This is a genomic window from Micromonospora sp. IBSANI012, assembly GCF_052814045.1.
This window is the reverse complement of the sequence record NZ_CP199933.1, coordinates 4,409,256-4,430,456: the sequence shown is the minus strand read 5'-3', so window position 1 is coordinate 4,430,456 and position 21,201 is coordinate 4,409,256. Positions and strand designations below refer to the sequence as shown.

The 21,201-nt window shown below is 69.0% G+C and carries 14 protein-coding genes; 10 read left to right on the top strand and 4 right to left on the bottom strand.

Features of this window, described 5'->3' with window-relative positions; translation table 11 throughout:
- Positions 1-211 precede the first annotated feature (211 nt).
- The 6 genes from ACTWM8_RS20415 to ACTWM8_RS20390 all read left to right on the top strand — a co-directional run bounded on the left by ACTWM8_RS20415 (position 212) and on the right by ACTWM8_RS20390 (position 13,690).
- On the top strand, positions 212-913 hold the full coding sequence (locus ACTWM8_RS20415) for a L,D-transpeptidase family protein (protein WP_446210448.1): 702 nt from the start codon (positions 212-214) through the stop codon (positions 911-913).
- Between the two features lie 186 nt (positions 914-1,099).
- On the top strand, positions 1,100-1,882 hold the full coding sequence (locus tag ACTWM8_RS20410; protein WP_446210447.1) for a S1 family peptidase: 783 nt from the start codon (positions 1,100-1,102) through the stop codon (positions 1,880-1,882).
- A 123-nt stretch (positions 1,883-2,005) separates the two neighbouring features.
- Positions 2,006-2,350, top strand: a complete 345-nt coding sequence (locus tag ACTWM8_RS20405; RefSeq protein WP_446210446.1) for a hypothetical protein — start codon at positions 2,006-2,008, stop codon at positions 2,348-2,350.
- A gap of 67 nt (positions 2,351-2,417) precedes the next feature.
- A complete protein-coding gene (locus ACTWM8_RS20400; protein WP_446210445.1) occupies positions 2,418-2,618 on the top strand; it encodes a hypothetical protein in 201 nt (66 codons plus the stop codon).
- 216 nt (positions 2,619-2,834) lie between these two features.
- The gene (locus ACTWM8_RS20395; protein WP_446210444.1) at positions 2,835-11,444 is read left to right on the top strand and encodes a golvesin C-terminal-like domain-containing protein; all 8,610 of its coding nucleotides are present in this window, start codon (positions 2,835-2,837) and stop codon (positions 11,442-11,444) included.
- Positions 11,445-11,875: 431 nt separating this feature from the next.
- Positions 11,876-13,690: a BTAD domain-containing putative transcriptional regulator gene (locus ACTWM8_RS20390; RefSeq protein WP_446210443.1), complete on the top strand. Its 1,815-nt coding sequence runs from the start codon at positions 11,876-11,878 to the stop codon at positions 13,688-13,690.
- A 7-nt stretch (positions 13,691-13,697) separates the two neighbouring features.
- Here ACTWM8_RS20390 and ACTWM8_RS20385 read toward each other — a convergent pair whose 3' ends face one another.
- The 4 genes from ACTWM8_RS20385 to ACTWM8_RS20370 all read right to left on the bottom strand — a co-directional run bounded on the left by ACTWM8_RS20385 (position 13,698) and on the right by ACTWM8_RS20370 (position 16,108).
- Entirely contained in the window at positions 13,698-13,973 is a 276-nt protein-coding gene (locus tag ACTWM8_RS20385; RefSeq protein WP_446210442.1) for a hypothetical protein, read from the bottom strand.
- A 47-nt stretch (positions 13,974-14,020) separates the two neighbouring features.
- Entirely contained in the window at positions 14,021-14,452 is a 432-nt protein-coding gene (locus tag ACTWM8_RS20380) for a hypothetical protein (protein WP_446210441.1), read from the bottom strand.
- Between the two features lie 212 nt (positions 14,453-14,664).
- Complete coding sequence (locus ACTWM8_RS20375) at positions 14,665-15,369, bottom strand: VOC family protein (RefSeq protein WP_446210440.1); 705 nt, start codon at positions 15,367-15,369, stop codon at positions 14,665-14,667.
- 160 nt (positions 15,370-15,529) lie between these two features.
- Positions 15,530-16,108 carry a mycothiol-dependent nitroreductase Rv2466c family protein gene (locus tag ACTWM8_RS20370; RefSeq protein WP_446210439.1) on the bottom strand — a complete coding sequence of 193 codons (579 nt, stop codon included), beginning with the start codon at positions 16,106-16,108 and terminating at the stop codon, positions 15,530-15,532.
- Positions 16,109-16,341: 233 nt separating this feature from the next.
- Between ACTWM8_RS20370 and ACTWM8_RS20365 the strand changes: the two genes are divergently transcribed.
- The 4 genes from ACTWM8_RS20365 to ACTWM8_RS20350 are packed head-to-tail and all read left to right on the top strand — an operon-like array spanning position 16,342 to position 20,741.
- Complete coding sequence (locus ACTWM8_RS20365; RefSeq protein ID WP_446210438.1) at positions 16,342-17,634, top strand: ABC transporter substrate-binding protein; 1,293 nt, start codon at positions 16,342-16,344, stop codon at positions 17,632-17,634.
- Positions 17,635-17,692: 58 nt separating this feature from the next.
- On the top strand, positions 17,693-18,688 hold the full coding sequence (locus tag ACTWM8_RS20360; protein WP_238448191.1) for a carbohydrate ABC transporter permease: 996 nt from the start codon (positions 17,693-17,695) through the stop codon (positions 18,686-18,688).
- A 1-nt stretch (position 18,689) separates the two neighbouring features.
- Entirely contained in the window at positions 18,690-19,523 is an 834-nt protein-coding gene (locus ACTWM8_RS20355; protein ID WP_446210437.1) for a carbohydrate ABC transporter permease, read from the top strand.
- A 9-nt stretch (positions 19,524-19,532) separates the two neighbouring features.
- Positions 19,533-20,741, top strand: a complete 1,209-nt coding sequence (locus tag ACTWM8_RS20350; RefSeq protein ID WP_446210436.1) for an ABC transporter ATP-binding protein — start codon at positions 19,533-19,535, stop codon at positions 20,739-20,741.
- Positions 20,742-21,201 lie beyond the last annotated feature (460 nt).

The following is a 21,201-nucleotide window of genomic DNA, read 5'->3' as shown; positions in this document are numbered from 1 at the left end:
ACACCGGACGGCTGGTGGTCAGGGCCGGGGAGTTGCGGACCCGGTCCTGACCCGCCACCAGAACTGTTTACGCGCCGCTCCCGCTTCTCCCGGGAAAGTGAAAGCGTCGCGAGCCTCTCCCGCGTTACATCGACCCGCCGAAATTGTGCGACGAGATCCGTCACCATTTCCGGGACCCCGGAAAGGCGGCCGGGATGCGATCATCTGGCGAATGGAACCAACTCCTATCGCCGGTGGCCCCGTCGGGACGACGACGGGCCGGGCGAAGCCGATCCCGCCGCCCAACCGGGCCTCCCGGTTGACCACCCTGCCCGCCGCGACCACGCAGGTGGTCGTCGTGACCGGCGACGGCTACAGCACCACCTACGCCACCCTGGAGACGTTCCACAAGGTCAACGGCCACTGGGTGGCGGTGTCGGCGCCGCTGCCGGCCCGGATCGGCTCGAAGGGCTTCAGCGACAACCACCTGGAGGGCGTGCCGACCACCCCCACCGGGGTCTACTCGTTCGGCCCGACCATGTACGGCATCGGCACCAACCCCGGCGTGCGCTACCCGTACCACCAGGTGGTGCAGTACGACTGGTGGAACGAGAACCCGAACTCGTCGGCGTACAACACGTTCCAGCACACCGCCACCAACCCGGGCGGCTACAGCGAGGCGCTGTGGACCGAGACGCCGGCGTACACCCACTTCGCGGTGATCACGTACAACATGCCGCCGAACGTGGCCACGCCGGTCGCCGGGGCGGGCAGCGGAATCTTCCTGCACGAGTACAGCACCTCCGGCGGCAACGCCACCGCGGGCTGCGTGAGCATGTCCCACGCCAACCTGGTCTCGGTGCTGACCTGGCTCGACCCGGCCCGCTCGCCGCGCATCGTCATGTGCCCGGTGCAGAACCTGGGCCGCTACTAGCGGGTTCCGGGTCCACCAGGAGCCTCCGGCCGAACGGCCGGAGGCTCCTTCCGTTCTCCGACCTGCGACGCGGTGCCTGGGAGTTGCGGACAAGGTCCTGAACCGTCCCCGGCGGCCGGTCACCGTCCCCGTCGGAGTAGCCCGGCGATAGCCAGCGGAGTATCACCCATTCGTAGCCTTCACCGCATGAATCGTTCGTCCGGCATCGCGCGCCTCCTCCAGGTCTGCGCCGCCACCGCCGTAATGGGCCTGTCCGCCGTGCTGACCGTCCCCGGCACCGCCAACGCCGTGGCCAACGGGACCGACGTCGCCGAGGGTCAGTACCGGTTCTCCACCAAGCTCACCATGACCAACATCCCGCGCTCGGACGGGACCACCTACGACAGCGCGTGTTCCGGGGCGCTCGTCGCCCCGCAGTGGATCATCACCGCGGGTCACTGCTTCCACGACACCGCCGGCCGTCGGGTCAGCGGCGCCGTTCCGTACGCGACCACCGCGACCCTCGGCCAAGCGGACCTGAGCGCCACCACCGGGTACGTGGTCGACGTGGTGGAGGTCCGTCAGGCGTCCCGGCAGGACGTGGCGCTCGCCAAGCTGGCCACCCCGATCACCGACATCACGCCGCTCCCGGTCAGCGCCACCGCGCCGAAGACCGGCACGATCGTGCGGATGACCGGCTGGGGCGCCACCAGCTCCGTCAATGCCACCCCGACCACTCGCCTGCAGACCGGCCAGTTCAAGATCAACCGAGTTTCCGGGGCCTCAGTCATGGTCGTCGGCTATGCGCCGGCGGCGAACACCAGCGCCTGTCTCTGGGACTCCGGCGCGCCGTACTTTGTGGAGAATGCCAACGGGACCCAAACGCTGGTGTCGGTCGAGTCGGACGGGCCGGCGTGCCCGCACTCGCGGGAGGAGACCACCGAACGGGTCGACTGGCTCGCCGACTGGATCCGGCAGACCGCCGTCTGACCTCATATCTCCACTGACGCCGGTGGTGTCCGGGCAGCGCCCGGACACCACCGGCGTAGTGCTGTGCGGCGGGCAAAAGGGGTGCGTTGTACCCGCTGTGATGTATCAAAAAGATAGCTGTCGATGTATGTGCCTGCCTCGACGGCCACGCTGGCCCGCTTCGAGCTCGACGGGCAGCAGGTGACCCTCGGCCTGGCTGGCGCGCCGCGGCGGGTGACGCCGACGGTGAAGGGTGACACGGTCACGTACGCCGGCATTGTCGACGGCGTCGAGTTGTCGTACGAGGTGACGGCGACGTCGATGAAGGAGCGGATGTTGCTGCGCAGCGCCGCCGCCGTTTCGACGTTCGCGTTCACCCTGGACGCGCGCACCCTGGCGGTGGCTCAGCGTAAGGATGGTTCGATCGAGTTCCGGTCCCCGCCGGACAACCGAGTCCTGCTGGTGATGCCGGCGCCACCAGTTCGGTAAACGCCACCCCGACCAGCTCCTGCAGGGCGGCCAGGTCAAGATCAACCGGGTCGCCGGCTCCTCCCTCATGGCCGTCGGCTACGCGCCGGCCGCGGACACCAGCGCCTGCCTGTGGGACTCCGGCGCGCCGTACTTCCGCGAGAACGCGGACGGCACACAGACCCTGGTCTCGATCGAGTCGGACGGGCCGGCCTGCCCGCACTCGCAGGGGGAGACCACGCAGCGGGTCGACCGGCTCGCCGACTGGATCCGCCAGACCACGGCGTGATCTGACGTCCTGATTCACGAAGGCCGTGGTGGCGTCCGGGGGTGACCCCCGGGCGCCAGCGCCGTTCAGTGTGCCCGCGAACGGCGGAATCGCCGTGCGCGCCCCGGCCCGCCCGCCGGCAGTACCGCGGCCAAGTATCCAAACGATAGCCGCTGATGTATGCCGTGTCCCTAGCTTCCTACCTACATGTGAATACCTGACCTCGGGGAGTTACGGGTGAGACAGAGACTGCGAGGGCCGCTGATCGTGGCCCTGGTGCTGGCCCTGGTGGCGACGCTCGGCGGAATGGAGACACTCCGCCAGTACCAACCGAACCCGGCGGCCACCGCCTCGGCCGGTGACGACGACATCCTGACCCGGCTCGGCAAGGCCGCCCGCGGCCTGGTCGGCGGCGGGGCCGCGAAAGCGCCGGCGGAGGCGGTCCGCGCCGGGCTCTACGTGGAGCAGAAGCTCCCGGCCGGTGTGCGGAAGCAGCCCGCGAAGCGGGTCAAGGAGCTGACCGGTCGCCGGTCGGCGACCACCCGGGTGTACAAGATGTCGGACGGCCGCCTGCAGGCGGAGGTGTCGGCGACGCCGCAGTTCTACCAGGACGCCAAGGGCGCCTGGAAGCCGATCGACACGACGGTCTCGCCCTCGAAAGCCGGCGGGTTCGCCGCAGCGAACACCACCAACACCTTCACCAGCCGCTTCGGTGATTCAACCACCGCGCTGACCCGGTTCGAGCTGGACGGCCAGCAGGTCACCCTCGGCCTGGCCGGCGCGCCGCGCGCGCTCAAGCCGGTGCTGAACGGCCACACCGTCACCTACCCCGGCATCGCCGAGGGCGTGGACCTGGCGTACGACGTGACCGCCACCTCGCTGAAGGAGCGGCTGGTGCTGCGCGCCCCGTCCGCCGCGGCGGCGATGAGGTTCACCCTCGACGCGGGCACGCTGAAGGTCGCGCAGGGCAAGGACGGTTCGATCGAGTTCCGGTCGCCGTCGGACAACCGGGTGCTGCTGGTGATGCCGGCGCCGTTCATGTACGACGCCAAGGCCGACAAGTCCTCGCCGTACGGCTTCGCCTACAGCACGAAGGTGACGCAGACCCTGCGGGCCGACGGCGGCCGGTGGGCGATCGACGTGGCGGCGGACAAGGGTTGGCTGGCCGATCCGAAGCGGGTGTACCCGGTAACTGTCGACCCGACCATCAAGGTCCAGCCGGACAACCAAGCCGGGGCGCAGGACGCGATGGTCGTCTCCGATGGCCCGAGCTCCAACTACGGCACCGGCTGGCACCTGTCGGTCGGCACCACCAACTTCGGGGCGGCGCGCGGCCTGGTCAAGTTCAACCTGGCCTCGATTCCGGCGAACACGACGATCGATTCCGCCTCGCTGCAGATGTACTACGACACCACCCACACCACGGACGCGTACGACGTGCCGATCGAGGTCCGGGAGGTCACCACGGCGTGGGACGAGTCCACGGTCAACTGGACCCAGGTCAAGGACGCCATGGGCTCCGGCGCGGCGACCGTGGAGATGGTCGACGACACCGACACCGCCAAGGTCGCGGCCAAGGGCGCCTGGCCGGTCTCGGACAACGCCACCCTGAGCAAGGACGCCATCAAGCTGACCTACCTGTACAACAGGGACACCATCGCGGGGGACACCTACACCTGGGTGCCGGCCGTGCCGGAGGACGGCACGTACACCGTGGAGGCCCACTACCTTCCGGCCAATGACCGGACCGACAAGGCGCAGTACACCGTCACCCACGACGGTGGCGTCGGTTCGAAGACGATCAACCAGAAGCTGCCGGCCAACGCCGACTGGGCCAGCCTCGGCCAGTACCCGTTCAAGGCCGGCACCACCGGCCGGGTCATGCTCAGCGACGCCAACACGAACAGCACCACCCCGGTGATCGCCGACGCGGTGCGGCTGACCAAGTCCGGCGGTCTGATGCGGGCCAAGGAAGCCAACGTCTGGCACTCCTTCGCCGCGACCAACCTGGTGCAGAAGTGGGTCAACGGCTCGGGCACCAACAACGGCTTCATGGTCAAGGCGGTGGACGAGGCCCGGCTCGGCCACGGCGGCCCCCGCTACCAGGCGGCGGAGAACGCCTACGGCGGCGAGACCGAGAATGCTCCCAAGCTGATCGTCACCTACGGCAACCCGGGCGTGGTCGTCGACACCCCGCGCAACCTCTACCCGACGGGTGCCGCGCTGCGCTGGTCGGGGTACCAGGGCACGGACATCACCGAGTACCAGGTGCACCGGTCGACCACCCCGAACTTCACCCCGACGGCGGCCACCCTGGTCGCGCCGGTGAGTAAGGCGGTCACGTCGTTCACCGACACCACCGCCACGCCCACCGCGGCTACCGACCCGTACGGGCCGACCTACTACTACCAGGTGGCGGTCAAGACCACCGGCGGAGCTGTCGTCCCGTCCACCGCAGTAACGGCCAAGCTGCCGAAATCCGGGCAGGTGGTGCAGACCATCCAGGCCGCCGCCGACGTGACCCTCTCCTCCCACCCCGACAAGCAGACCACCAACCTCAACACCTTGAATGGCAAGACGCAGCTGATGGCGGGCAACAACTCCGTCGATTACAACTCCGCCCGGTCGCTGCTGCGCTTCGACACCTCGTCCATCCCGGCGAATGCGAAAGTGCTGTCCGGCTCGCTGAACCTGTGGGGCTTCAGCACCGTCATCGGCACATCCCAGCAGTCCAGCTACTCGGTGCACACCCTCAACAAGGCGTTCGACCCGACGGCCGCGACCTGGGTGAAGGCCACCAGCACCACCAACTGGACCACCGCCGGCGGTGATTACTCCGCCACGCCCGCCAGCTCGCTGGCCAACTTCGGCGTGGACGACGCGCCGCAGTGGCGGCGCTGGGCGGTCAAGGACGCCGCCCAGAACTGGATCAGCAACCCGACCACCAACAACGGCTTCCTGGTCAAGTACACCGACGAGCCAGGCCGGCTCAAGGGCCACAGCCTCTTCACCTCCAGTGAGGGCACCGAGGCGCTGCGCCCGCAGCTGCAGGTGATCTACACCCAGCCGGACGCCGCGCAGACCTACTACGCGCCGACCACCCCGTCGACCATGACCACCGACGGCACCTACAGCGTCCCGGTCACCATCGCCAACACGACGTCCGCCACCTGGCTCAAGAGCGACTGGGCGCTGTCGTACAGCTGGACGCTGCCGGACGGCACGGCGGTCCCGACCGCGGGCACCTCGCTGCGGACGGCACTGCCGGTGGACGTGGTGCCGATCGGCCAGACCGGCACCAGCAGCGTGGACGTCACCGCCCAGGTGAAGGCCCCCGCAACCGGCGCCGACGGCAACCGGCGCAACAACTACACCCTCAAGTGGGAGCTGAGCAAGGCCGACGGCACCAAGCTGACCGGCGTCGGCGCGCTGGCGCAGGACATCGCGGTGGAGGAGCCCACCTCCGACCAGCTCGGCCTGGAGAAGTTCTACTCCTACGCGGGTAAGAACACCGGCGCCGGCGGCACGGTGATGAACAACCTGTTCGCCGGCAACACCGTCTGGTCGTACAACACGTTCAACAACCCGTCGCGGGGCCTGTCGACCTTCGTCCGGCTGGCGTACAACTCGCTGGACACCAGCGACTCGGTGGCCGGCTACGGCTGGTCGCTGCAGGCGTCGTCGATGATGCGCCTGGGCACCCCGCTGGACTTCCACCCCAACCCGAACCCGACCAAGGTCACGCTGACCGACGGTGACGGCACCGCCCACCGGTTCACCCGCAATGACCAGACGGGGGAGTGGATCAGCCCGAAGGGTGTCCACCTCTACCTGCAGAAGGTCACCAGCCTGGACTGCAAGCCCAACACTCAGGAGCGGCGGGCCTGGCTGCTGACCAAGCCGGACCGGACGCGGTTCTACTACGACTGCGAGGGTTTCCTCACCAGCGTGGTGGACAACAACGAGAACGAGATGGTGTTCACCTACGAGGAGCGCCGGTCGAACAACAAGCCGACCAAGTTCCTCCGGTACATCACCGACCCGGCCGGGCGGACCACCCTGACCATCGACTACTACGCCAAGGGCCAGGACTACGACTACATCGACGACACGGACTGGCTGCCGAGGTCCGGGACTAACCTCACCAACCCGCACATCATCGACCACGTCTCACAGATCACTGACATCTCCGGCCGGAAGCTGACCTTCGCCTACACCGACAAGGGGCTGCTCGCCCAGCTCATCGACGGCGTCGGCTCCAGCGGCGAGATGGGCCTGGAGAAGAAGTTCCAGTTCCGCTACGACGCCACGCAGGGGAACAAGAACGTCAAGATGGTGCAGGTCACCGACCCACGGAATCACTCCACCAAGCTGGCGTACTACTACCCCCAGGCGGGCGACGACCCGAAGTGGCACTGGAGGACGAAGTCCTACGACGATCGGCACACCGACGAACGCCTCACCACCTTCACGTACGCCGACCCGGACGCGACGGACAACATCCTGACCACGGTCAGGGACGCCGAACTCCGCGAAACCAAGTACCTGATGGACGTCTTCGGCCGGCCGATCGAGACGACCAACGCCAAGCAGCAGAAAACCACGCTGGGGTGGGATGACGACCACAACGTCACCACGCTCATCGAGGACAACGGCGCCACATCGACCTGGGTCTACGACGCCAAGACCGGCTACCCGACGCTGATCAAGGACGCCGAGGCGGTCGCCAACGGCACCCCGGGAACGGAGCTGAAGTACCAGTTCCAGCTGAACGGGTACGTCGCCGACCTGGTCGAGAAACTCAGCCCGGAACGGCGAAAGTGGACCTTCGGCTACGAGAACGACGGTGACCTCTCCTGGGTGGTCGACCCGAAGGGCAACACCACGTCCGACCCGGAGGACTACAAGACCTCTTACACGTACGACGCGTTCGGGCAGATGCTGACGGCGACCGACGCCAACGGCAACACCACCAAGAACGACCTCTTCGACGCGAACGGCTACCCGCAGAAGATCATCGACGCGAAGACTAAGGAGACGACGTTCGTCTACGACCTGCGCGGCCAGGTCACCAAGGTCACCGACGCGTACGGCAAGGAGACCACGCAGACGTACGACACGTTCGGACGTCCGCGGGAGAACCGGGTCCCGAAGGACCAGAACGACGGCGAGTTCATCGTCACCCCGGCACCGACGTACGACGCCAACGACAACGTCCTGAAGTCCTTCGCCCCGAACGGCGCCTTCACCGAAGCCCAGTACGACGCGGCCGACCAGGTGGAGTTCACGCTGGCACCGGTCGACGAGGAGGGCGACCCGCAGCGGAAGACCTCGTTCACCTACGACAAGGTCGGCAACCTCAAGACCGTCACCGAGCCGTGGGGCAACCTGACGCCCGAGGTGCCCGGGGACTATGTCACCACCAACCACTACGACGAGATCTACCAGCTCACCGCGGTCGTCAACGCCAAGAGCCAGAAGATCTCGTACGAGTACGACAACGTCGGCAACGTCAAGAAGGTCGTCGACCCGCGCAAGAACGCCACCAGCGCGACCGACGACTACACCACCGTCTACGAGCACGACAAGGCCCACCGGGTCAAGAAGGTCACCGACGCCCTGGGCAAGTTCACCAGCACCACGTACGACCGCGATGGTGTCGTGAGAACCACGACCGACCAGCTCGGCAACACCACCGAGACCATCCCCGACCCGCGGGGCATGCCGGAGCAGGTCAAGGTGCCGCACAAGAACGACAACGGCACCATCACCTACCGCATCACGCAGTACCAGTACGACGAGGTCGGCAACCGCACCAAGGTGACCAGCCCGCGGGGCGTGAACACGCCCGACGACCCGGACGACTTCGCCACGGTCACCGTCTACGACGAGCTGAACCGGGTGAAGGAGACCCGCACCGCCTACGACGAGCAGGACGCCCGTTACAAGACCGCGGACGTCACGACCTACGAGTACGACGACGTGGGCCGGCTGAAGATCCTCAGCTCGCCGCCGTCGGCGGGCGAGTCGGTCCGCAACGACACCCACTACACCTACTTCGACAACGGCTGGACGAAGACCAGCCGCGACCCGTGGGACATCCTGACCACCTACGACTACAACAAGCTGGGCGCCCAGACCGAGCGGACGCTCACCCCGGCCGGCGAGGATCCCGACGGGGGGTCGTCCAACCGGACGATGACGTGGTCGTACTTCCCCGACGGCAAGCTGGCGTCCCGCTCCGACAGCGGGGTGCCGGTCGGACGGCACGTGGTGCTGGTCGACAACTCCGACTTCAACAACGTCACGACTGCCGGGACCTGGACGGCCGCGACCTCGGCGACGGGGAAGGTCGGCCCCAACTACGCCACCCGGCCGGCGGGGACCGGCACGAACACCTTCACCTGGAAGCTGAACGTGCCGCAGGCCGGCACGTACGAGGTGTTCGCCCGCTACCCGCAGGTCTCCGGTGCCGCGACCAACGCGAAGTACACGGTCAGTCACGGCGGCGGCGACACGGAGAAGACGGTCAACCAGACCACCGACACCGGCACCTGGGTGAGCCTCGGCTCGTACAGCTTCACCGAGGGCAACACCCGCAAGGTGTCGCTGTCCGACCAGGCCAACGGCACCGTCGTCGCCGACGCGGTGAAGCTGGTCCGGGACAACACCGGCGAGGTCGACGACGAGAGGGTCAACTACACCTACCGCTACGACCCGAACGGCAACCTCAAGAGGATCACCGACTCGTCGCCCAACGCCCGGGTCGACACGTACTCGGTCGACTACACCGAACTGAACCAGGTGCAGACGGTCACCGAGAGCAAGTCGGAGACGCCGACGAACACCACCACCTTCACCTACAACGAGAACAGCGCCCTGCGGACCACCAGCCACGAGCGGCAGTACGCCAGCTACGGCTACGACGAGCGTGACCTGGTGTCGGCGGTGATCAACGGCAAGTCCGCCGACGATCCGGACAAGAAGACCACCACCTTCACCTACACGGACCGGGCCGAAAAGCTGAAGGAGGTCAAGGGCAACGGCAACACCGTCGACTACACGTACTACCTCGACGGGCTGCTGAAGACCCAGGTTGAGAAGAAGTCGAACGGGACGTTGGTGTCCGAGCACACCTTCACCTACGACCTGAACGGCAACCGCGCACGGGACGCGGCGAAAAAGATGAACGCCGACAACAACGCGGCGTATCTGAACACCACCAGCGACTACACCTACGACCCTCGGGACCGCCTCGCTCAGCTGGTCAGGACGGGTGACGGCGCCGACACGGAAACCTACGTGCACGACGCCAACAACAACGTCATCAGCCAGGCGATCAAGGGTGCCACGACCACCTTCAACTACGACCGCAACCGGCTGCTGACCGCGACGACGGGTGGGGCGACGGCCTCGTACAACTACGACCCGTTCGGCCGGCTGGACACGGTGACCGCCGCAGGCGAGGTGATCGAGCGCAACGTCTACGACGGGTTCGACCACATCCTCGAGAACCGCAAGAAGAGCGGCACCGGCACGACGGTCACCGAGTACACCTACGACCCGCTGGACCGGACGACGACGAAGACGACCGACGCCGGCGGGACGAAGGAGAAGACGACCACCTTCAACTACCTAGGGCTGTCGTCGGAGGTACTGGACGAGGAGGTGGCCGACAAGCTCACCAAGTCCTACCAGTACTCGCCCTGGGGCCAGCGGCTGTCGCAGGTCACCCACAAGGACGATGGGACCGAGGAGGAGGCGTACTACGGGTACAACCCGCACACCGACGTCGAGCAGCTGACCGACGAGACCGGCAACACGAAGGCCACGTACGGCTACACCGCGTACGGCAAGGACAACGAGGCCGAGTTCACCGGTATCGACAAGCCGGACGCCGCGGACCCGACCAAGGAGCCGTACAACGCCTACCGGTTCAACGCGAAGCGGTGGGACCAGGCCTCCGACTCGTACGACATGGGTTTCCGCGACTACAGTCCCAGCCTCAACCGCTTCCTCACCCGGGACAACTACAACGGTGCCATGGCCGACATGAACCTCGGCCTCAACCCGTGGACCGGCAACCGCTACGCCTTCGGCGGCGGAAACCCGATCAGCATGGTCGAAGTTGACGGCCACCGTGTGTGCGGTGACGATGCGTGCCGGCTGTACGAGAATGAAGCAGGGCAGGTGGTCGATCTTCGTTCTGCGTCACAGATCCCCGACGAGGGCGATCTGCCAGGTGGTGGTCCCTACGAGCCCGGACCGTCCCCCGAATGCGGAAACGTGAGCCTCGACTCGTGCCTGGTCGCGTTGCAGCAGCATGAGCAGGACAAGCGGAACCTCTGTAAGAACATGCCGCCGGACCGCTGCCTGATGGCGCTGGAGGCCGATCGAAACAACCCGGGCTACACGCCGCCGGGAGAGACCTGGACGCTGCAGCCACATCCGGACATCGCTGGCATCCGTATGTATGGTCTCTGCGTCAATGGTAGTGTCGCGGCCGCTCTCGGTGCCGGGGAACAGGCCTGCATCGTGGGTGACGGCCAGGGTGTGGGTTGGACCTACTCACTGCAAGGGGATGTTGGCGCTAACGGTGGTTTCGGTGTGGGTATTAGCGGCGTGGCTTCCGATGGAGCTATCCACGACCAGATCGGCTCATCTGATTACTGGCAGGGCAGCGTGGGGAAAGTTGGGAATGTCCAGTATTCAGCTGGCCCCGGGGCTTGGAACCAACCAGTAAATACGGTCAGCGGTGGGGTTGGCATCGGGGTCGGGGGCGGCTATACCGAGGGTAAATCCGGGACCATTGGGGGCCGCTTGTTTGATTGGTGGTGGTGGGACTGATGCACGTGCATCAGCGGCATCGAATCCGAGGTTGGCGATGATGCTGACGTGACGAGCAATCGGGTCTCGGGTTCGACGGGCCGCCGGAGTTTGTTCAGCCGGCGCTGACGGAATCGGGGTCAAGGGTGGCCGCCGAGGTGGGTTTCCGCCTCGGCGGCCACTGCTAAACAGAAGTATGGCGAGATCACCTGGCCGGAGGCTCCGCGCTCGGCTCGGCCACTTCCTTCACAAGTAGTAAGTTTTCAATTCGGGAGCGAGGCGTTCAACGGATCCGGTAGGCGGAGCGCTCCAGTCAGAAACTTTGTTACATCGACACGCCGTTGTGACGCGTTGAGACTCGTCACTATTCTCATCCCTCGATGTGTCTTGCTGCTGTCCACAACAGGCACTTAGCCTGAGCGCGCTCAAAGGCTTAACGGGGGAGCGGCAACATGCAGGTGGAGCTCAGGCTACTCGGCAGGATGCAACTGTTCGTCGAGGGTGCCGACGTCACGCCGGGGGCGGCGAAGCGGCGGGCCGTCCTCACCGCCCTGGCGCTCGGTGCCAACCGGCCGGTGTCGCTGAACCGTCTGTCCAAGGTGGCCTGGGGCGACGTGCCCCCGCCGTCCGCGGTGGCCAACCTGCGGTCGCACGCAATGGGGCTGCGCCGGGTGCTGGGTGACCGGTTGCTCGCCCGATCCAACGCCTACGAGCTGTGCCTGGCCGGCGAGGAATTGGACGTCGACCGGTTCCAGCGGCTGGCCAGCAAGGGCCGGGCCGACCTGGCGGCCGGGAAACACCGTGCGGCGGTCGCCACGCTGACCGCTGCACTCGATCTTTGGCGCGGACCGGCCGGTGACGGTCTGCCGCCGGGGCCGCTTCTGGACGGTCACTGGGCCAGCATGGAGGAGCAGCGCCTCCAGGTGTTCGAGGAGTGGGCGCAGGCGCGTCTGGCCGTCGGGGAACATGGCGACCTGCTCGGCGACCTGCGCCGCCATCTCGCCGCGCACCCGCTGCGCGAACGTGCCTGGGGTCAGTTGATGCTCGCCCTCTACCGGTGCGGGGACGTGCCGGCGTGTCTGACCGCGTATCGGGAGGCTCGCGCGGTGCTCGACGAACACCTGGGCGTCGAACCGGGGGAGGAGCTCGCGGCGCTGCACCGGGCTGTGCTTGACCGCTCCCTCGAAACGACGCACACCGCCCGCACCTCGGCCGGGCCGGAAAGCGGGGGGCGCGGCAACGCACCCGTCGTACCCAGGGAACTGCCGGCCAACCTGACCACCTTCGTCGGGCGTACCCAGGAGTTGGCCGACGTGGTCGCGGCCGTGCGTGGCGGGACGCCGGCCGCCGTGGTCGTGAGTGGGCCGGCAGGCAGTGGGAAGACGGCGCTTGCGGTACGCGCGGCGCACGCGGTGGCCACCGAGTTCCCGGACGGTCAGGTCTTCGTCGACCTCGGGCGCCGACCGTCGATGACGGCCGGCGAGGTACTGGGCCGGGTGCTGCGCGCACTGGGGGTGCCCGCCGCCGAGGTGCCGGGAGACGTGGACGAGCGGGCCGGGTGGTACCGCTCCCGGGTCGCCGGCCGGCGCATGCTGCTGGTGGTCGACGGGGTGACCGGGGCCGAACAGGTGCGACCGCTCATTCCGGCCGGGCCCGGCCCGGCTCTGATCGTCGTCGGCCAGCGGCGGCTGCACGAGCTCGACGGCGTCGCTCCGGTCGGGCTGCGTCCGCTGTCCGCCACCGGCGCGTGGGCGCTGCTCGCCGCGCACGTCGGGGCCGACCGGCTGGACGCGGAGCCCGCCGCCACCGCCGGACTGATCCGGCTCTGCGCCGGCTCGGTGCTGGCCCTGCGAATCACCGCGCTGCGGTTGGCGAGCCACCCGAAGCTGGCGATCGGCGTCCTGATCGGGCAGGCGCGTGACGCGCGGGCCCGGCTGGACCTGCTGGCGTTCGGCGACCAGTCGGTGCGGGCGAGCCTGGCGGCTGGCGTCGCCGCGGTCCGCTCCGGGGACGAGGTGGCCGGCCGGATCCTCGCCCTGCTGGGGGAAACGCCCGAGGCGGCAGCCGCCCCCGACCGTACGGCGGCGCGGCTCGGCGTCTCGGCCGAGCGCGTGTGGCGTGCGCTCGAGGACCTGGTCGACGCGCACCTCGTGTCCCGGGACGAGCGGGCCGGGTACCGGCTGCCCGCACTGGTCGACGACTACGTGGCCGAACTCGCGGCGACACCGTTGACGGCGGGCGGCCGGATGAGCCGGATGGCGGCGTGACGGGGCCTCAGGAGACTCCGCCTCGCACGATGGCCACCGCCACCCGGCAGAACTCGTCCATGTCCGGGTTGAACCCGGCCGCGATGTCCGGGTGCAGCCCGGCGCGGGTCTCGTCGAGCAGCCGCTGGCAGACCTGCTCGACCGGCTCGCCCGCGTAGCTGGCGCGGACCCGTTCGGTGGCCGCCTGCAGGGCCGAGGTCAGCTGATCCTCCAGCGGGCCGCGCAGCTTCTGCTGCACAGGGTCGAGCCCGCTCGGATCGAGCGTGACATGTGGCTCCGACATCGGCGCTCCCTTCGTCGGCGTCCGCGGTACCCCACCGCGGTCGTCGGTCAAACCCCGGCCGGTACGGCGGCCACCCGGACCTGGTACGAGAAGTCCTCCGCGGGCTCCTCCGCGTACGACAGCCGCCGAATCTGCCGGTCGTCGTCGTAGAGCGCGACGTCGACCAGGACGCCGAGATGGGCGAGCCCGATGTTGGCGACCCGCTTCTTGTCCTGGAGCACCGCGCACACCCCGCCGAGCAGGGTGCTGGCGTCCGAGGTGCGGTGCCCCGGCGGGCAGCGCAGGATCAGGTCGACCTCGACGGGCCCGGCCAGCGGCGTCCAGCCGGTGCGCTGGGCCGCGGCGCAGGCCGCCTGGAGCAGGGCGCGGACCCTCGTCGCCTGCCGGTGTCCGGCGGCGAAGAGGGACAGCGCCTCGGTCTTGACCGGTGGCAGGCCGCTCACCTCGAACGTCAGGGCGAGAGCGCGGGTGTCCTGCACGACGGCACCTCCTCGTGGGGACGATCCTGCCCAACCGGTGGACCGGCGGAGGGAAGTTCGCGCGAGAACCAACCGATCGGGCGGGCTGGGGTCGGCCGGAGGCGTATCGACTTCGACGGCGACGCGCTGGCTGGTGAAGCTCACCTGACGCTAGTCGACCGGGCGGGCGCGGGGTAGCCCCGCCGCGTCCACCTGCTGGGAACGCCCGCCGGTCAGGCCGGCCGGCGCGGAGCGAAGGCGCAGAACTCGTTGCCCTCCGGGTCGGCGAGCACCCACCAGCCGACCGTCTCGTCGGGCTCGCGCAGCAGCGTCGCCCCGGCGGCGATCAGCGCGGTGGCGTCCGGGCCGGTCAGGTCGACGTCCCAGTGCACCCGGTTCTTGACGCGCTTGCGCTCCGGCACCGGGTCGAAGACCCAGTAGTCCCAGGGGAAGCCGGCCGCGCCGACCACCGAGGCGTGACCCTCAGCCGTGGTCTTCACCCGACCGCCCACCACGCCCGCCCACCAGGTGGCCTGGGCGGTCGGGTCGGCGCTGTCCACCACCAGCTCGAACGGCCCGGGCCGCCTGCCCTCGCGCGGCGCGAACGCGCAGAACTGGTTGCCCTCGGGGTCGGCGAGCACCCACCAGCTGATCTCGGCGTCGGGCTCCCGCACCAGCCGGGCACCCGCGGCCAGCAGCGCGGCCGGGTCGGCGTCGGCCAGTCGCAGGTCCAGGTGGACCCGGGTCTTGCCGGTACGCGGCTCGGGCACCCGGTTGACCCAGATCGACTCCGGCCCGGCCCCGCCCGGCCGCGGGTCGACCCGGAAGTCGCCGTCGCCGGTGTCGACCACCTCGCCACCGAGGATCCGGGCCCAGAACCCGGCCAGCGAGCGGGGGTCGGCGGCGTCCATGCAGAGGTCCTTGAAGCGCGCGATCATCCGGCCATCATGCCCGCCGGGCCCGACATCACGCCGCCCCGCCGCGGGCCGCCCGCCCACCGTCATGATCCACCCGGTTTGCGGCGTGTCGCGGTCTTTCGCGAGCGGGACACCGCGACACGCCGCAAACCGTGAGCAGTCAGCCGGGGGCCGGGGGAGGTCAGCGGCGGCCGCGCTTGACCTCGTGGAAGGCCGGCATCCGCAGCAGCGGCAGAAGCGAGTCCCAGATGGTCAGCGCGTCGTCGAGCTCGGGCACCTCGGTCAGGATCGGCCCGTGGATGCCGCGCTCCGCGCCCGGCACCATCAGCACCGGCGCGCCGATGTCCGGGCCCGCCGAGGCGTACGCCAGGGCGTGCGACTCGCGTACCGCGTCGTCCCAGCGCTCGTCGTCGAGGGCCGGCGCCGCCTCGCCCAGCCCGGCCGCGTCGACGGCCGCGGTCACGATCGACGCGGCGAGCGGGTTGCCCGCGTCGTGGGTGCGCGCGCCGAGCTCGGCGTAGAAGCGGGCGACGGCCTCGGGGCGGCCCTGGGCGCGCAGCGCCTCCACCAGCCGCAGCGCCCGGCTCGACGCGGTCAGCACGTCGGCGAACTGCGGCGGGACGTTGCCTTCGTTGAGGATCGCCAGGCTGAACGCCCGCCACTCGACGCTGAGCCCGCGGGCCTCGGCGACCCGCACCAGCCAGCGTGAGGTACGCCAGGTCCACGGGCAGGCGGGGTCGAAGAAGAAGGTCGCATCCATCGGCCGAGCCTACGGCGGGGCCGATGGACCCGCACCGCGGTGATCTACCCCACCCGCGCCCCCGGACAATGCGCATCGTCACGCTGAGGTTTCGCGGTGTCGCGGGTCGGGCACTGTGGGCGCACGAAACGCCCGGACTTGGCGCGATTCCGCCGCCCATCGCCCGGGCCGTCTCGCCGTGCGCCGGGGCACGGGCCTTCCCCCGGTCTCTCGCCGAAGAAAGGGGGAGGGCGATGACGACAGACCCCGAAGCGATCCGACATCGGCGCCGTCCGGGCGTCCGGCTCGGGGCGGCGGCCGCCGCGCTGGCGCTGGTCGCGCCACTGGCGGCGTGCGGCTCCGATGGCGGCAGCGGCGGTACGCCCACGATCAACCTGTACTACCCGCCGGAGCAGAACCTCCAGAAGGTGGTCGACGACTGCAACGCCCAGGCACAGGGGCGTTACCGGATCGCCTACCGGGTGCTGCCGCGGCAGGCCGACGACCAGCGCGTGCAGATGGTCCGTCGGCTGGCCGCGCAGGACACCGGGATGGACGTGCTCGGCCTCGACGTCACCTGGACCCAGGAGTTCGCCAGCGCCGACTGGATCCGCGAGTGGACCGGCCAGGACAAGACCGAGGTGGAGCAGGGCACGCTGACCGGCCCGCTGGAGACCGCCCGGTACGAGGGCAAGCTCTACGCCGCCCCGAAGAACACCAACGTGCAGCTGCTCTGGTACCGCAGTGACCTGGTGCCGCAGGCCCCGACCAGCTGGGACGACATGATCAAGGCAGCCCAGGACCTCAAGGGACAGGGCAAGCCGTACCAGGTCCTCACCATGGGCGCCCAGTACGAGGGACTGGTCGTCCTCTACAACACCCTGGCCGAGAGCGCGGGCGGAAAGATCCTCAGCGACGACGGCAAGCAGGCCGTGATGGACGACGGGACGGTCAAGGCGCTGGACCAGCTCAAGCGCTTCGCCACGTCGGGCGTGGCCTCGCCGTCGTTCAGCAACGCCACCGAGGACCCGGTACGGCTGGAGTTCCAGGCCGGCGGCGGCGCCTTCCAGGTCAACTGGCCCTTCGTCTACCCGGCGTTGCAGGAGGCGGACCCGGAGCTGGCCAAGAAGGTCAAGTGGGCCCGGGTGCCGGGCATCGACGCGAACACCCCGAGCAAGGTCACCATCGGCGGGGTGAACATGGCGGTCAGTGCCTACTCGAAGCACCCGACGGAGTCCTTCGAGGCGGCCAGGTGCATCCGCAACGAGAAGAACCAGAAGTTCTCCGCCATCAACGACGGCGTGCCGCCGACCATCGAGAAGGTCTACGACGACCCGGAGATGGCCGAGGCGTACCCGATGAAGGAGACCATCCTCGACGAGCTCAAGGAGCCGGCGGTCCGACCGCTGACCCCGGCGTACCAGAGCATCTCCACGGTGATGTCGGCGATCCTGTCGCCGCCGTCGGCGATCCAGCCGGACCGGACGGCGGACGAGTTGCGCGACGCGATCTCCGACGCCCTGCAGTCCAAGGGGGTCCTGCCGTGACCAAGCGAACCCAGCGCCGCCGGCCGACCGGTGGCGGCGACCGTCCGGAGGTGACGGCATGAGCATCAACGCCACTCCCACCGGGGCGGAGGTCGCGGCCGAGGCCGAGCGGACCACCGGCCGGCACGCGGCGGTGCCCGCCCAGCGGGCCGGCCGCCGGGCGAAGACCCCGCTGAGCGAGAACAAGAAGGCCGAGCGCCGGCTGGGCTGGCTGCTCTGCGCCCCGGCCGCGCTGGTCATGCTGCTGGTGACCGCCTACCCGATCATCTACTCGGTCTGGCTGTCGCTGCAGCGCTTCGACCTGCGCTTCCCCGACCAGCGCGAGTTCATCGGGCTGGAGAACTACGTCACCGTGCTGACCAACGAGTTCTGGTGGACCGCGTTCGGCGTTACGATGCTGATCACGGTGGTCACCGTCGCGGTCGAGCTGGTGCTCGGCATGGGGCTGGCGCTGATCATGCACCGGACGCTGGTCGGCCGGGGCATCGTCCGCACCGCCGCGCTGATCCCGTACGGCATTGTCACGGTGGTGGCCGCCTTCTCCTGGCGGTACGCCTGGACGCCCGGCACCGGCTACCTGGCCAACCTCTTCGACGGCAGCGCGCCGCTGACCGAGCGGGCCAGCTCGCTGGCGATCATCATGCTGGCCGAGATCTGGAAGACCACCCCGTTCATGGCCCTGCTGCTGATGGCCGGGCTGGCGCTGGTCCCGGAGGACCTGCTCAAGGCCGCCTCCACCGACGGGGCGACCGCCTGGCAGCGGTTCACCAAGGTGATGCTGCCGGTGATGAAGCCGGCGATCCTGGTCGCGCTGCTGTTCCGCACCCTGGACGCGTTCCGGGTCTTCGACAACATCTTCGTGCTGACGGCGGGCGGCAACGAGACCTCCTCGGTGTCGATGCTCGCCTACAACAACCTGATCCGGGGCCTCAACCTCGGCATCGGTTCGACGATGTCGGTGCTGATCTTCCTCACCGTGGCGATCATCGCCTTCGTCTTCGTGAAGCTGTTCGGTACCGCTGCCCCGGGCAGCGACGACGGGGAGAGGCGCTGACATGGCCGAAACCACCACCCGGGCGAAGCTGCGCTGGGGTCTGCTGGACGTCGTCGTCGTCGTCTTCGCGCTGATCCCAGTGCTCTGGATCGCCTCGCTGTCGTTCAAGACCCCGGCCACCCTCACCGACGGCAAGTTCATCCCCCGCGAGTGGACGCTGGACAACTACCGGACGATCTTCGACACCGACCAGTTCGTCCGGGCGCTGGTCAACTCGATCGGCATCGCGCTGATCGCCACGCTGGTCGCGGTGGTGCTCGGGGCGATGGCCGCGTACGCGATCTCGCGGCTGGACTTCCCCGGTAAGAAGCTGCTGGTCGGCGTCTCCCTGCTGATCGCGATGTTCCCGCAGGTGTCGCTGGTGTCGCCGCTGTTCGAGATCGAGCGGCAGCTCGGCCTCTTCGACACCTGGCCGGGCCTGATCCTGCCGTACATCACCTTCGCGCTGCCGCTGGCGATCTACACGCTGTCGGCGTTCTTCAAGCAGATCCCGTGGGACCTGGAGAAGGCGGCGAAGATGGACGGCGCCACCCAGGGCCAGGCGTTCCGGCGGGTGATCGCCCCGCTGGCCGCGCCGGGCCTGTTCACCACGGCGATCCTGGTCTTCATCTTCTGCTGGAACGACTTCCTCTTCGCGATCACGCTCACCTCCACCGAGCGGGCCCGCACGGTGCCGGTGGCGCTGTCGTTCTTCACCGGCGAGTCGCAGTTCGAGGATCCCACCGGGGCGATCTGCGCCGCCGCCGTGGTGATCACCATTCCGATCATCCTGTTCGTGCTCTTCTTCCAGCGCCGCATCGTCTCCGGACTGACCTCCGGCGCAGTCAAGGGATAGGTGGTAGTCGTGGCTGACATCGTGCTCGACAAGGTGAGCAAGCGGTTCCCGGATGGGACCGTGGCGGTGCAGGACGTCGATCTGGAGATCGCCGACGGCGAGTTCGTCATCCTGGTCGGCCCCTCCGGCTGCGGGAAGTCCACCACGCTCAACATGATCGCCGGGTTGGAGGACATCAGCTCCGGCGAGCTGCGCATCGCCGGGCAGCGGGTGAACGACAAGGCGCCCCGGGACCGGGACATCGCGATGGTGTTCCAGTCGTACGCGCTCTACCCGAACATGACCGTCCGGGAGAACATGGCCTTCCCGCTGCGGCTGCAGAAGCTGGACAAGGAGACCATCAACCAGAAGGTGGACGAGGCGGCCAAGGTCCTGGAGCTGACCGCGCTGCTGGACCGCAGGCCGGCCAACCTCTCCGGCGGCCAGCGCCAGCGGGTGGCGATGGGGCGGGCCATCGTCCGCCAGCCCAAGGCGTTCCTGATGGACGAGCCGCTGTCCAACCTGGACGCCAAACTGCGGGTGCAGATGCGCACCGTGGTGTCCCGGCTGCAGAAGCAGCTCGGCACCACCACCGTGTACGTCACCCACGACCAGACCGAGGCGATGACCCTCGGCGACCGGGTGGTGATCATGCGGGGCGGCGCGGTGCAGCAGGTCGGCCCGCCGCAGGAGCTCTACGACCACCCCCGCAACCTCTTCGTCGCCGGTTTCATCGGCTCGCCGTCGATGAACTTCCTGCACGCGGCGGTCTCCGACGGCACCCTGCGGACGGCGCTCGGCGACGTGCCGATCGGCGACCGGGTCCGCCGGCAGCTCGAAGGGGCCGACGCTCCCCGCGAGCTGATCCTCGGCATCCGTCCCGAGCACTTCGAGGACGCCGAGCTGGTCGACGACGAGACCCGCCGCCGGGGCATGGAGTTCGAGGCGCCGGTGGACATCGTCGAGTCGATGGGCTCGGACAAGTACGTCTACTTCACCGTCGAGGGGGAGCGGGCCAGCGCCGCCGAGCTGGAAGAGCTGGCCGCCGACGCCGGCGCCGCCGACTTCACCGGCACCGGGGCCAGCCTGGTCACCCGCCTGTCGGCCGAGTCCCCGGTGACGGAGGCCACGACCCGCCGGGTCTGGTTCAACCTGGAGAAGATCCACCTGTTCGACCCGTCCAGCGGGCGCAACCTGACCCTGCACGAGGGCCGTGCCGCGGGCGCGCTGGCCGACTGACGGTCGTCGCCGAGGGGCCGGTGGGTGTGACACCCACCGGCCCCTCTCGCGTTGCCGCTCCAGCCCCTGCCCACGGCCCCCAGCCCCGGCCTTGCCGCCGCCTCCGGCCCCCAATCCCGGTCTGCGGCCGCTCGGCCCCCGGTCTGCGACCGCTCGGCCCCCGGTCTGCGACCGCTCGGCCCCCGGTCTGCGACCGCTCGGCCCCCGGTCTGCGACCGCTCGGCCCCCGGTCTGCGACCGCTCGGCCCCCGGTCTGCGGCCGCCCGGCCCCGGTCTGCGGCCTGCGGGTCTGCGGCCCTGGGCCCGGCCCAGTCCCGGAGCACCTACCCGACCTCAGCGTCGTCACCGACCGTCACATTGGTTCGCCGCCCGACACCCACGCCGCACGCTTTGCTCTGCTGCCGCCCCCGCAACAGTGACCGTCCGTGCCTGTTGCCGGGAGGGCAGCAGAGCAAAGCGT

What these genes read in the sequence shown, in the direction of transcription:
- ACTWM8_RS20400 (WP_446210445.1), top strand. Translation starts at nt 2,418, where the DNA reads ATGGCCGTCGGCTACGCGCCGGCCGCGGACACCAGCGCCTGCCTGTGG.
- ACTWM8_RS20365 (WP_446210438.1), top strand. Translation starts at nt 16,342, where the DNA reads ATGACGACAGACCCCGAAGCGATCCGACATCGGCGCCGTCCGGGCGTC.
- ACTWM8_RS20360 (WP_238448191.1), top strand. Translation starts at nt 17,693, where the DNA reads ATGAGCATCAACGCCACTCCCACCGGGGCGGAGGTCGCGGCCGAGGCC.
- ACTWM8_RS20355 (WP_446210437.1), top strand. Translation starts at nt 18,690, where the DNA reads ATGGCCGAAACCACCACCCGGGCGAAGCTGCGCTGGGGTCTGCTGGAC.
- ACTWM8_RS20410 (WP_446210447.1), top strand. Translation starts at nt 1,100, where the DNA reads ATGAATCGTTCGTCCGGCATCGCGCGCCTCCTCCAGGTCTGCGCCGCC.
- ACTWM8_RS20375 (WP_446210440.1), bottom strand. Translation starts at nt 15,369, where the DNA reads ATGATCGCGCGCTTCAAGGACCTCTGCATGGACGCCGCCGACCCCCGC.
- ACTWM8_RS20390 (WP_446210443.1), top strand. Translation starts at nt 11,876, where the DNA reads ATGCAGGTGGAGCTCAGGCTACTCGGCAGGATGCAACTGTTCGTCGAG.
- ACTWM8_RS20385 (WP_446210442.1), bottom strand. Translation starts at nt 13,973, where the DNA reads ATGTCGGAGCCACATGTCACGCTCGATCCGAGCGGGCTCGACCCTGTG.
- ACTWM8_RS20415 (WP_446210448.1), top strand. Translation starts at nt 212, where the DNA reads ATGGAACCAACTCCTATCGCCGGTGGCCCCGTCGGGACGACGACGGGC.
- ACTWM8_RS20405 (WP_446210446.1), top strand. Translation starts at nt 2,006, where the DNA reads ATGTATGTGCCTGCCTCGACGGCCACGCTGGCCCGCTTCGAGCTCGAC.
- ACTWM8_RS20370 (WP_446210439.1), bottom strand. Translation starts at nt 16,108, where the DNA reads ATGGATGCGACCTTCTTCTTCGACCCCGCCTGCCCGTGGACCTGGCGT.